The organism is Methylomicrobium lacus LW14 (genome assembly GCF_000527095.1).
Classification (GTDB): domain Bacteria; phylum Pseudomonadota; class Gammaproteobacteria; order Methylococcales; family Methylomonadaceae; genus Methylomicrobium; species Methylomicrobium lacus.
On the sequence record NZ_AZUN01000001.1, the window covers coordinates 3,655,342 to 3,667,524 of the forward strand.

11 protein-coding genes and 1 tRNA gene are annotated in these 12,183 nt (G+C 54.0%); 7 read left to right on the forward strand and 5 right to left on the reverse strand.

Features of this window, described 5'->3' with window-relative positions; genetic code table 11:
* The first annotated feature begins 101 nt into the window (after nucleotides 1-101).
* The 5 genes from pheS (at nucleotide 102) to METLA_RS0117030 (ending at nucleotide 4,332) form a co-directional block, all read left to right on the forward strand.
* The gene (gene pheS, locus METLA_RS0117010; protein WP_024299688.1) at nucleotides 102-1,121 is read left to right on the forward strand and encodes a phenylalanine--tRNA ligase subunit alpha; all 1,020 of its coding nucleotides are present in this window, start codon (nucleotides 102-104) and stop codon (nucleotides 1,119-1,121) included.
* Between the two features lie 14 nt (nucleotides 1,122-1,135).
* Complete coding sequence (pheT, locus tag METLA_RS0117015) at nucleotides 1,136-3,511, forward strand: phenylalanine--tRNA ligase subunit beta (RefSeq protein ID WP_024299689.1); 2,376 nt, start codon at nucleotides 1,136-1,138, stop codon at nucleotides 3,509-3,511.
* 4 nt (nucleotides 3,512-3,515) lie between these two features.
* Nucleotides 3,516-3,815 (forward strand): integration host factor subunit alpha, encoded by a 300-nt coding sequence (gene ihfA / locus METLA_RS0117020; protein WP_005369653.1) that lies wholly within the window; start codon nucleotides 3,516-3,518, stop codon nucleotides 3,813-3,815.
* Nucleotides 3,796-4,149, forward strand: a complete 354-nt coding sequence (locus METLA_RS0117025; RefSeq protein WP_024299690.1) for a MerR family transcriptional regulator — start codon at nucleotides 3,796-3,798, stop codon at nucleotides 4,147-4,149. The genes ihfA and METLA_RS0117025 overlap by 20 nt, the downstream gene beginning before the upstream one ends.
* 106 nt (nucleotides 4,150-4,255) lie before the next feature.
* Nucleotides 4,256-4,332 (forward strand) — tRNA-Pro (locus METLA_RS0117030).
* 854 nt (nucleotides 4,333-5,186) lie between these two features.
* Here METLA_RS0117030 and METLA_RS0117035 read toward each other — a convergent pair.
* The 5 genes from METLA_RS0117035 to METLA_RS0117055 all read right to left on the reverse strand — a co-directional run bounded on the left by METLA_RS0117035 (nucleotide 5,187) and on the right by METLA_RS0117055 (nucleotide 10,847).
* Nucleotides 5,187-5,699 carry a hypothetical protein gene (locus METLA_RS0117035; protein WP_152539476.1) on the reverse strand — a complete coding sequence of 171 codons (513 nt, stop codon included), beginning with the start codon at nucleotides 5,697-5,699 and terminating at the stop codon, nucleotides 5,187-5,189.
* A complete protein-coding gene (locus METLA_RS0117040) occupies nucleotides 5,692-7,683 on the reverse strand; it encodes a DUF927 domain-containing protein (protein WP_024299692.1) in 1,992 nt (663 codons plus the stop codon). Before METLA_RS0117040 ends, METLA_RS0117035 begins: the two co-directional genes overlap by 8 nt.
* A complete protein-coding gene (locus tag METLA_RS0117045) occupies nucleotides 7,683-8,600 on the reverse strand; it encodes a toprim domain-containing protein (RefSeq protein WP_084480235.1) in 918 nt (305 codons plus the stop codon). The genes METLA_RS0117040 and METLA_RS0117045 overlap by 1 nt, the downstream gene beginning before the upstream one ends.
* 96 nt (nucleotides 8,601-8,696) lie before the next feature.
* On the reverse strand, nucleotides 8,697-8,906 hold the full coding sequence (locus tag METLA_RS0117050; protein WP_152539477.1) for a helix-turn-helix transcriptional regulator: 210 nt from the start codon (nucleotides 8,904-8,906) through the stop codon (nucleotides 8,697-8,699).
* Between the two features lie 627 nt (nucleotides 8,907-9,533).
* Nucleotides 9,534-10,847, reverse strand: a complete 1,314-nt coding sequence (locus tag METLA_RS0117055) for a tyrosine-type recombinase/integrase (protein ID WP_024299695.1) — start codon at nucleotides 10,845-10,847, stop codon at nucleotides 9,534-9,536.
* A 441-nt stretch (nucleotides 10,848-11,288) separates the two neighbouring features.
* On the opposite strand from METLA_RS0117055, the gene METLA_RS0117060 reads away from it, so the two are divergent.
* Nucleotides 11,289-11,498, forward strand: a complete 210-nt coding sequence (locus METLA_RS0117060; protein WP_024299696.1) for a hypothetical protein — start codon at nucleotides 11,289-11,291, stop codon at nucleotides 11,496-11,498.
* A gap of 6 nt (nucleotides 11,499-11,504) precedes the next feature.
* Complete coding sequence (locus METLA_RS0117065; RefSeq protein WP_152539478.1) at nucleotides 11,505-12,182, forward strand: C40 family peptidase; 678 nt, start codon at nucleotides 11,505-11,507, stop codon at nucleotides 12,180-12,182.
* The last annotated feature ends 1 nt before the right edge of the window (nucleotide 12,183 follow it).

Below are 12,183 nucleotides of genomic sequence, written 5' to 3' on the forward strand. Positions count from 1 at the left end.
ACAGAATTCAAACAAAGCGGCAGGATCGCAGGTCGGTCCATGTGCCGCTTTGTCGTGTTAGCGTAACTCTATTTTCTTCCATTCTACCAGCGAGCCAAGCAGTGTCTTCCACTCCTGAAGAAATTCTCGCGCAGGCCTCTAAAGCGCTTGCGGATGCCCAAGACCTCACGCAACTCGATCAGGTCCGCGTTCACTATCTCGGCAAAAAGGGGCTATTGACCCAGCTGATGAAGGAACTCGGCACGCTCGATCCCGAACAACGCCGTGAAGCCGGCCAAAAAATCAATCAGGCGAAAGACCGCTTTCAGGAACAGCTGGACGGCCGCAAAGAGCTGCTCGAAGCCAATGAACTGGCCGCGCGCCTCGCGAGCGAGCGGGTCGATGTGACCCTGCCTGGCCGCGGCCAGGCGGCCGCGGGTCTGCATCCGGTCACGACCACCTTGCGGCGGATTTCGAAGATTTTCACCAGCGCCGGCTTCAAGACCGTCGAAGGGCCGGAAATCGAGGACGATTACCACAATTTCGAGGCCTTGAACATTCCTGCCCACCACCCGGCGCGGGCGATGCACGACACCTTCTATTTCGATGCGCATACGGTGCTGCGGACGCACACCTCGCCGGTGCAGATTCGGGTGATGGAATCCGAAGAGCCGCCGTTGAAAGTGATTGCGCCGGGCCGCGTCTATCGCTGCGATTCCGATTTGACCCATTCGCCGATGTTTCATCAGGTCGAAGGCTTCCTGGTCGACCGCGATGTCAGTTTCGCCGATCTGAAAGGCGTCGTGTACGACTTTTTACAGGCCTTCTTCGAAAAAGACAGCCAGGTCCGTTTCCGTCCGTCCTATTTCCCGTTCACCGAGCCGTCGGCCGAAGTCGATATCGAATGCGTGATCTGCAATGGCGCCGGTTGCCGGGTGTGCGGTCATACCGGCTGGCTCGAAGTGATGGGCTGCGGCATGATCCACCCCGAGGTGTTCAAGGCGGTCAACATCGACAGCGAAAAATATACCGGTTTTGCGTTCGGCATGGGCGTCGAACGGCTCGCGATGCTGCGTTACGGCATCAACGATTTACGGTTGTTCTTCGAAAACGACCTGAAATTCCTGCAACAATTCAAGTAAGCCGTCGATAAGTCATGCAAATTAGTGAAGCCTGGTTAAGAACCTACGTCAATCCGGCCGTCAGCACCGAAGAACTGGTCGCGCAATTGACCATGGCCGGTCTCGAAGTCGATTCGGTCACCCCGGCCGCCGCGGTATTCAGCGGCGTGGTCATCGGCGAAGTGCTCGCGATGGAGCAGCATCCCGATGCGGATCGCCTGCGCGTCTGCAAGGTAGAAGTCGGTCAAGGCGAGCCGCTGCAAATCGTCTGCGGCGCCAGCAACGTGCGCCCCGGCCTGAAGATTCCGGCCGCCTTGATCGGCGCGGTGCTGCCGGGCGATTTCAAGATCAAAAAATCCAAGCTGCGCGGCGTCGAATCCTATGGCATGCTGTGCTCCGAAAAGGAACTCGGCTTGGCCGAGGAGTCGAACGGCCTGATGGAATTGGCCGAGGACGCCCCAGTCGGCGTCGATATTCGCGACTATCTGGCGCTGAACGACAACCTGATCGAGGTCGACCTGACCCCGAACCGGGCCGATTGCCTGAGCGTCGAGGGCCTCGCGCGCGAAGTCGCGGTGCTGAATCAAATCGACTGCCAAGCCACGCCGCTGAAGAAGGCCGAGGTCGCGCATCGCGATACGCTGGACATTCGCGTCGACGTGGCCTCCGCCTGCCCGCGCTATCTCGGCCGCCTGATCAAAGGCGTCAATCCACAGGCCGAAACGCCGCTGTGGATGCAGGAACGGCTCCGGCGTTCGGGCCTTAGAAGCCTCGGCGCCGTCGTCGATGTGACCAACTATGTGTTGCTCGAACTCGGTCAGCCGCTGCACGCTTTCGATGCGGACAAGCTGAGCGGCGGCATCCAGGTGCGCTGGGCAGAGGACGGCGAAGAACTGGCCCTGTTGAACGGCCAGACGATCAAGCTCGATGCCGAAGCGCTGGTGATTGCCGATAACGCGCGCGCGCTGGCCCTGGCCGGCGTGATGGGCGGCAGCGAATCGGCGGTCGGCGAGGGCACGCAAAACATTTTCCTCGAATGCGCATTCTTTGCGCCGCAAAGCATTGCGGGCAAGGCGCGCCGTTTCGGCCTGCATACCGATTCCTCGCACCGCTTCGAACGCGGCGTCGATCCTTTCCTGCAGGAGCGCGCGATAGAGCGTGCGACGCAATTGATTACCGAAATCGCCGGCGGCAGCGTCGGTTTGCTCGGCGCAGCGGTCTCCGAAGCGCATTTGCCGAAACGCGCGCCGATAGCACTGCGCCGGCAACGGATCGAGCGGCTGCTCGGCCTCTTGCCGAGTGACGAACAAATCGCCGGCATCATCAGTCGTCTGGGCATGGGGGTTGAGGCGACCGCGGACGGCTGGCGGGTGACCCCTCCGGGCTTCCGTTTCGATGTCGCGATCGAAGCCGATCTGATCGAAGAAATCGCGCGTATCTACGGTTACAACAACCTGCCGAGCAACCGCCTCCTGGTGCGCACCGAACTGCACAAGGCGACCGAGTCGGCGCTGGAGCTGGATCGTGCCCGCGACCTTTTGGTCGATCGCGGCTATCAGGAAGCGATCACCTTCAGCTTTGTCGATGCGGAAACGCAGCAGGCGCTCACACCGGGTGCCGAGATGATCAGCCTGCAAAACCCGATCTCTTCCGAATTGTCGGTGATGCGCGGCACGCTCTGGTGCGGCCTGATCAAGGCGGCGGAACACAATGTGAACCGCCAGCAAAACCGGGTTCGCTTTTTCGAAACCGGCTTGCGTTTCATCCGCTCCGAAGGCAAGGTGTTGCAGGAAAAGATGCTGGCCGGCATCGCGCTCGGCAGCGCGCATCCCGAACAATGGGGCGAGGCGGCGCGCGCGGTCGACTTCTTCGACATCAAGGCCGATATTGAGGCGTTGTTTGCGTTGACTGGCTCTGCGGCGCGCTTCGTGCCGGGCGAACATCCTGCCCTGCATCCCGGCCAGACCGCCGAGATCCTGGCGCCGAATGGTCAGCGGATCGGCCTGATCGGCATGCTGCACCCTAATCTCGAAAAACAATTCGGCTTCGAGTGCCGGGTCTTCCTGTTCGAATTGGATCAGGATGCGCTGCTCGCGAAACCAAAGGCGCGGTTCAAGCCGCTGTCGAAATATCCGTCGGTGCGGCGCGACCTGGCCTTGATCGTCACAGAAGAGGTGACGGCCGAGCAGATCACAGCATGCGTTAGCGAACTCCAGGAACCTGCGCTGCAAACCGTCGTACCGTTCGACGTATATCGCGGCAAGGGCGTCGAGGCGGGGCATAAAAGCATCGCCCTGAGCCTGACCTTGCAAGATTATGCGCAGACGCTGACAGATTCCGAAATCGATGCTATAGTATCTAAGCTTTTGGAAAACTTGAAAAATAAAATTGGTGCGAAGTTGAGGGATTGATTAAATGGCATTAACCAAAGCTGATTTTGCTGAAAAACTTTTCGAAGAGCTCGGCCTTAACAAACGCGAAGCCAAAGACATCGTGGAGCTGTTTTTTGAAGAAATCAAAACCGCTCTAGAGCGCGGCGAACAGGTCAAACTGTCCGGTTTCGGCAAGTTTGAACTGCGCGACAAGAACAGCCGTCCGGGGAGAAATCCAAAAACCGGGGAAGAAATACCCATTACCGCCCGGCGTGTGGTAACATTTAGGTCTGGTCAAAAACTCAAAGCGCGGGTAGAAGCTTATGCTGGAACCGAGTCATAATAACGAATTGCCGCCCATACCGGCCAAACGCTATTTCACGATCGGTGAAGTCAGCGAACTGTGCGCAGTCAAACCCCATGTACTGCGCTATTGGGAGCAGGAGTTCACCGAACTGAGTCCGGTCAAGCGCCGCGGCAACCGCCGGTATTACCAGCGCCACGATGTGCTGATGATCCGCCAGATCCGTTCGCTGTTGTACGAGCAAGGCTATACGATCGGCGGCGCCAGGGCGCATCTGACCAGCGACGAGCACAAGGAAGATGCGACGCGCACCAAGCAATTGATCCAGCAAATGGTCGTCGAACTCGAAGACATTCTGGAATTGCTTAAATAAAGCGCTTTGTAATATAATCTATCCTCTTCGACTTTTCTCAAAAGCCGTATATAGTTTTTTCTTTCTGAATTGCGATGGCGCTCAGCCAGGGCAATTGTCAAATCATCGGGGCGTAGCGCAGTTTGGTAGCGCACTTGCATGGGGTGCAAGGGGTCGAAGGTTCAAATCCTTTCGTCCCGACCATTTAAATCAAGGGCTTAGAAAGTCCATGTAATCATCAAAAATCAAAAATCAGGTTTCCGGGTAACTTTCGGGTAACTTTTCGTAAAAATGAGTTGCTCATCTCTCCCGATCCGCCAGAGTGAAACCTAGTAAAAACTTAGTATTATCGGTTCGTACTCGGTGCGTACTCGGCCTGAATGTTGCGGAGGCGATGGTTACAGGCAAGGTTGCAGTACTTTGACTCGTACTCGGCCTGAATGTCAGCATTTGTCAGCAATCTTGATCCTTTTTTTGTTCACCACCTTGTAAAGCCGAATTGCCCCGGCTTAAACCTGGAGTTTTCTGGAGTGAAAGTTTAGGATTCCGTTGTTTGATTGAATAGCGGGAAATCCCGCTTTTTCTTGTTCACGCTCTCGTATTTTGTTCACACACTCGTATCAAGCTCGTACCGCTTCACTTGCCAACTGCGTACTCTTTGCGCCAGACACAAAAAAGCCGGGTTGCCCCGGCTCTCTGGTGTCGATGTTACATTATCACATTGGCTTGAATGTCAGGTTTTCGCCCATGCAGTCTCGGCGCGGTCACGATTTAGTAATTTATAGTAAATTCATTTCAATGGCATATGCGACTTGCTGAGAATCTCAACATTTCTCAACAGCCTTGGGCCGCAAGGCAATGGCGTGTGCGACTTGCTGAATATCGCACTTTTATCGCACTTTGCCATACTATATTGAGCCATTCATCCAAGGCATAGCCGGGATGCGCATTCTTTGCCGCTCTGTTTGTGTTGGTAACTTCATGATCTTATTACTTGATAGTAAGCATACGGGTGATCCATTTAGTAAAAGTTAGCATTTGTTAATATTTCTTCCGGGTCAATGCTCATCGGCGTAATCCTCGCCCTCGACGGGCTTAATATTTGTGGCGTCCGGGTACTGCTCCCGTGCTTCCTTGATTGTCATCCTTGGCATTGAGCACGAATAGAACTGTGTGCCGTCCTGCCGGGTTATCAAAAACTTGAAGTATCGGCCCTCGGCATTGTGGGCGGCTTCGCTGCTGGCGCTCGATAAGTATTTGTCGCACTGGTGCGAGTCATCGGCCCAGTGACACGCGCCGAACGGCATAACATCTGCCTTGCATATACCAGCACCGCCGCCGTGGGCGTGGTAGCTCTCGAAGTGAATACAGGTCTTGCAGGTGATGGCGGGGTTTGTTTTTGGCTCGGCTGGTTTTGTGTTTTCTGCGTTGGTTTTCGTTTTTTCTGGGGGAACCGAGGGAACCGGGGGAACCTCCAGTAAATCCGCGCCCTCCAGCGGTTCCCTCTGAATTTTTAGCGGGGGAACCGGGGGAACCGGCTTAGTCAGTGTCGAAAGCAATCCTTCAAGCATGGCCGCCGTCCTCATCGGGTTTAACCCAATACAGGTTTATCTTTTCGCCGTGGATCGTGGTTTTTTTCGATCGTTTGTCTTTGTCTCGCTCGACAATCCAGCCCGCGCCATCCAATGCGCTGAGAACCCGGTTAAAATCATAATTGCCGCCCGCCTCCTTCAATGCCGCCGAAGTGAGCATATAAACCCGCCCGCCCGGCCCGTCCGTGTACCATCCGGCCCGCTCGGTTTTCGGCGAGTGCTCGCCTCCCTTATCAGTAAACCGGGTATCGCCAAATTTTAGAATGTAATCGTTGATCCCTTGCAGGATTTGTTTGTCCTCAGTCGCTCCCGATCCGTGTAGCGTCAACCATTGCGTAAACATCGTTTTGCAGGCGTCCAGCGCCGCGCCTTGTTCCCATGGCAATATTCCGGCCTCGATTGCCAGCTCGCCCGCCATCGCATACAGGGCGAACCGGGAAGCGGCCCGCGCCGCTTGGCTATCGGTGTGCCCGAACTGTGTTTCGATTTGCGCCAGGATCGCGCCGAAGTCTGCATTGCCTTGATTGATGATATGCTCGACAAACTTAACGCCCGCGTGCCCGAAATGCTTGGCGGATTCGGCTTTGAAATAGTCGGCCATTTGCCGCCCGTCCTTGAAGTCGTGCAGGGTGTCGAATATGCCAAATTGTCGCGCCGCCGGAATATTCAGTAATCGCACCAATTGCCCGGCCTTGGCTTGTTTTCCGCCTTCCTGCATCATGGCCCCAATGGATCGCTCCCCAGTCGATAACAGCGTCAAGCGCCAGCGGTGAACGCGCCGCGCCGCGCCGATCCGGCTTGCTCTCGTTTTGCCTACGCCATTGCCCAGACTGTAAACAATCGCGCCGATTTCTTTCGGGTCGGCCTCGTTAATTTCGTCCAGACATAAACAGGTGTCTGATAATTGCGCCGCTACGCCTTCCAAACCGTTGCCGGTCGCCCGCCAAGTGCGCTTGAAGTCTTCGCCGCCCCATATGGAAGAACCGACACAAAGCGCCGTGGTTTTGCCTATGCTGCTATCGCCCATCCAATGAACGCCGCCGGAATCGCGCCCGACTTTCGCCAGCAATGGCGCGGCCAGCGGGACGCAAAGCGAAACCATTAAAACCGGGTTGCCTTCGCAGAATCCGGCCATTTTCCGCCATTCGTGATAATTGCCGCCGGTACGCGCCGCGCCTTCGGATAATGGGCTTTCGCTTTGAAAATACACATTGTCAGCGCCGATAACACAATCCTTTAGCACGAACGCGCCGCCGTTTTGAGTCCACCCGGTTTTGGTGGCCGCCGTGATAACCTTTTTGGGTGTTTCCCATTGCAGATAATCGGCAAGCTGCGCCCGGTTGCGCTGCTCGATCTCGACGCCAGACGCCAACAATTCGCCGCGCAATTCTTCGCACGATCCGCGCAATAGCTCCATTGGCATAGCCCACATGTGCCAGCGGCCTAAAGAATCACGGTACCTCAGCAAACGCCCGAATAACTGCCCGTCCTCGGTGTTGGTCAGTCCATCGATGTAAAGGGGAGAACAAATTCGCGCCGGAATAAAAGCCGGTGGTTTCGTTTCGGTGCCTTCCGTCATCCTGCAATGCCAGACTCCCGGCTTGCACTTACTGCCGCCCATGCTAAACCAATCATCCTTGACCAAAAAACAAGGCATTTTCAAGTTTTCAATATCGATCTTTTCCAGGTCTTCGCCGCTATCATGCAGCGGGTCGGTTGCATCGTTTAAATCAGTGGTGGTTCCCCCGGTTCCCTCTGTGTTTTTTTCGGGGGAACCGCTGAAAGCCGCGCCGTTGCTGGTGGTTACCCCGGTTCCCTCGGTTCCCTTGGATTTTTCAATATCCAAGGGATTGCGCGATTCTTTCGGCTTCGCCTCGCCATGATTCGGTAAAGACTCGAATGGCGGAGTATTGAAATTTTGGTTTTTTGGGGAACCAGAGAACTTTTCTAGTGATTCAATCATTACGCTACCTCCACGCTCGCCGCGTCCTTCCAGGTATTAATTGCATCATTGAAGTCAGTTCCCACGATTGGCGGTAACAGATAACGCCCGCCCACGGCCAGCGCCGCCGCCCGCGCCGCTTTCTGGCCGGTGCCGGATTCGTCGTTATCGCCGCAGATAATCAACTCATGGTTCGGATATAGCGCCCTGATCCGCTTGGCGACTGGCTCCAGGTTCCCGGCATTGAACGCCACAATACAAGGCTGTTTAAACCATTCGTGCAGGCTCGCCCCGGTGGCAAAACCTTCGGCTATCAGAATCCGCCCCGGTTCAGCCTGAGTAACGCCAGACATGCCGATACCCACGGAACAGCCTTTTATTTCGCCGCCCGGCAAAAACCGCTTGCTGCCGTCGGCCTCGATGAATTGGAGCGAAGTTAAGCCGGATTCGCCAAGGATAGGAATGACCAGAGACGCCCGGCCTTGGTAAGAGCTCAGCCGCGCCCCGTTTGCCTGGATGCGCTTTTTCATCAAATAAGGGTGTTGGCTTGGGTCTGTAATGTGCTGCGTCTTGGCCCAGATAAAGCGGGCTTTCTCGGCGGCTGTTCGGTGTGTTTGCTGGCGCTCGATCTCGCGGCGCTGGCGTTCGGCTGCAATGGCGGCCCGATCTGCATCGGATAACCGCGCCCGCTGGCCGTCTGCTCGCCATGTGAAGGAATGGCCGGTCTTGTAATCCAGCGCCCAGCCTGCCGGGAGGCCGTCAAGGTGCAGAATATAAGCGCCGTTCTTCGATCCGGCTTTCTGGCCGTCCAGGTGGCAACGGTGGAGGGCGCCGTCGGCAATGATCGCGCCGGTTATGTTGATGCCAGCGGCCTTTGCCGCGGCTGTGAATTGGTTTTCTATCATGGCAAAACTCCTTTTTGCCAGGGTGCGAGTCATCGCCGCCAAAAGCGTTATCTGTTAAAATAACACTGTTCAATTTGGCAATGATAGACCGCAAAGCCCCGGCCTTTGGTAGAAGGTTACGGGGTTTTTTTATGCGGCAGTGTTTGAGCTGATACGCTGCGCGATGTAAGCTTCGAGGTCAGCTTGAAGCACGCCGGTGCTGCGCTCCGTAATCTTGACCGTCCGCAGGTCGCCGCGCTTGACGATTCGCCAGAATGTCGCGATTGAAACGCCTAGGGTTTGTGCAGCCGCATTTGGCCGCAAGATCATTGGGGAGGTGTTGGTGATGTGAGCACCCATCTTTTTATCCTTCGGCATCTAGCCGAATTAGGACGCAAAACATGATGCGCTTTTGTAAGCATTACTTGCGGGGTTCAGGCGCGACAATTCGCCGCACATTCAAAAGCGATAGCCACCAAAATCATGTCTGATATGGGGTTACGCTTAACGCTTGATTCTGAGTCCGCTTTGCCTTTCTTGACATGCGCGAACGTATGCGTACAATAGGCTACGCGTAACGCTTGATTCTGAGTCTGCTTTGCCCTCGAAAGGGCTATTCAATCATTCTCAGAATGAATCATAATGAATACGCCCAAGTTGTCGCTTGGGTGTCAAAATCCGCAAAAATACTACAAAAGCGGTAATCACGCATTGCGTGGTTTAAGTTAATTTGATGTAAATGCAATACTGCTCCCGTGGACGTTAGCGCGCCTGCGGGAGTTTCTATGCTTCTGCCCGATAGGCATTGATAGTATTTTACATACCTAAGGCTGTTTTCTCTGCGTTTCTTAAAAAAAATTTCGATCCGGTCAGAGTAAAAAGAGAAGGCTTTCTCTAACTGATTGATTCTACAAGTCTCCCTCTTAATCAAAAATCACTAAATATAGTTTGTAGTCGGCTGTATATTGCTGTTGCCGAGGATGATTATTAGGCTTTCGCGGCTGTTGGGAATGTGACCACGTTACCACCATCCGCCCGAGCCAAAAGCTCCAGTCGCTCCCCGAGCTTGCGCCACGCTTCCGCCTGTTCTGCTTTCAATTCCTGCCGCTGGTAAACCCGCTTCATTTTGTTCTGCTCTGTGTGATTCAGGCACTTTTCAATCACGTCGGGCAAGATGCCCAAATTCCCCATGATAGTGGCCCCTGTGCGACGTAAATCGTGCGGAGTCCACTTTCCACCAGTCAGACGCAAGGCGTCTTTGTGCTGGCTGCGGTTGCTTAGGTCGCGGGCGGTCTGCCGGTCGTTTACTTGTTTCGATATGGATTTGTCGCAGACGTGGGTTGTCTTGGTTCGATCCATGAATAGCCAAATGTCGGACTCCCGAAATTCCGCTAGCCGTTTGAACTGCGCCAGGGTAAAGTCGGACAGATAAATCGTGTGAGGCTTGCCGTTCTTACTGTGTTCGTCGGGAATCAGCCAAGTCTTTGCGGTGAAGTCGATATGCTCCCATTTCGCCTTCGAGAGTTCGCCCACGCGGCAACACGTCGAAAGCATGATCCATATGGCGCACTCGGTTGAAGGAATCATGTTGGCGTCGGGCAGTTGCCGGTATAGCGCCCGGATTTCATCCTCCGATAACACGCGGTCGCGTTCAACGGATTTCCCGCCGATCTTAGCCTTGCGGATGCTGGCGGTGGGGTCGAACTCGATAATGTCTCGATCCACGGCAAAGCGGAACATCTGCCGCACCAATGACAGTATCAGCTTTGCCATGCGGTTGACGCCGCGCAACAGTAGGGCATCGGTGATCTCGGTAATATGGCCCTTCTTCACATCGGCCACGGCAAGGCCGCCAATAATCGGCAACACGTCTTTTTCAAACATGCGCCTAATTTCCTTGCCGCCGTCCTTACGGTTTTGCAGGTCGGTCGCCGCCCAACGCTCGAACAGGTCGCGAACGGTGATAAGCGCCTGCTGTTTGGTAAGCTCGGCCTGTTCCTCTAGCTGCTTTTGCCGCTGGCGCTCTTGTTCAAGTTTTTTTTCCAGCGCGGGATCGACTCCCTTTTTAACCTGCGCTTTGATACTGTCGCGTTCGTCTCTCGCGGCTGTAAGGGTTTTTGCAGACAGATTTTTCCAGCGTTGCTTACCATCGATCCGGTAACAGTACCGAAAAGTAAGAGCGCCACCGTCGGCTATTGATCGGATGCGGATAAACAAGCCGCCGCCGTCCGATATGGCTTGTTCTTGTTCGGTCGCTTTAAGTTTACTAAAGGCTAACGGGGTTAATCGATTTGATGCCATAATTCACCTGTACGGTTTTACCTGAAATTTCCGGGTAACTTTCGGGTAACTTTTTTTGTGAGATTTAATGCAGCCGCATGATACAGCCTGAGAGCGGATAGCGCAATAAACTACGGAAAAACAAGGCTATTTTTGTGACGTGTGAAACCGGTAGAGACGGCTTGAAGCGATATTTTACCCTTATGGGGTGCAAGGGCTAGGAGGTTCAAATCCTCTCGTCCCGACCAATGAAATCTAGACGTTAATAGTAATTGAAAACTGTAATGCTTCAATCTTCAAAACATTAGGTTTTTGATTTGCTAGGAACCGGCAATTCATTACTTTGTCACAGAGCTATTCCAACTGCAAATTCGCTATTATCTGATCCGCAACAATAGCAGTGAACATAGCAAAGTTTTATCGTTATTTCTGAAAGAAGGCAGCATTAGGAGGAAATAGACAATGAAAAAAGATGAAGCATTGATTGTACGCGTATCGAATGGAGTCGCTTACGCGGATGATAAAAGTAGGGATAGCCTGGCGGCTTTTTCTTTTGGGAAAATCGAAGGCTATCGTGGGCAAACGGCTGAAGAACTGGGTCTTCGTCCTGGCATTCAAGTGACGCTTGAATATGATGATCAAGATAGGGTCAATTCTGTTTTGATTTCGTAATACAGATTGAGTTGGGGCACCGTTTTGTCACAGTTCTTCCTGAATCCGGATACGGCAGAGAGTAGCCCTGATTTGAAAGCCTGGAAGCCGGATTATCCGATTCCAAAACACCTTCGCGACTGGGGATTTTGCCCGGATTTCAATGCCTGGTTGCCAGGCGATCTTGTTCTTGTCAGCGCATTAAAGCCGGGTATCATTGGCAAAGCCATTCGTAGTGTTCAAGTGCAAGGAGGCTATGCTCAGGATGATGCGCGTTGGGAACATGCCGCCGTTCATATTGGCTCCGGAACTTTGTGCGAAGCTACGCGCAAAGGTGTTTGCGTGGCTTCGGTTTTCGATTATGCTCATAATCATCTCATTCGCATACGCAGGAATCATGCGCTGACGCAGGATCAGCGTTGGGAACTTGCCGTAAATGCTTTAAAACAGCAAAACTATTCTTACAGCTTTTTTTCGATTGGCAGTATTTTATGGAAATCCCGCAAGGGATTTTGGAATACGCAGGGAAAACCGATCAGCTTTCCCAAACGCGCCGTTATTTGCTCTGAATTGTATGCCGATGCCCACGTCAAGGTCTGTGGGCAAGCGCTTGGAAACCTTCGTTCGGGAGAAGTGACACCGGCTAGTTTGAGTATGGACTTAGCCTTAGCAGATGTCCAAACTCAATGGGTGAAAATAGCTTAGC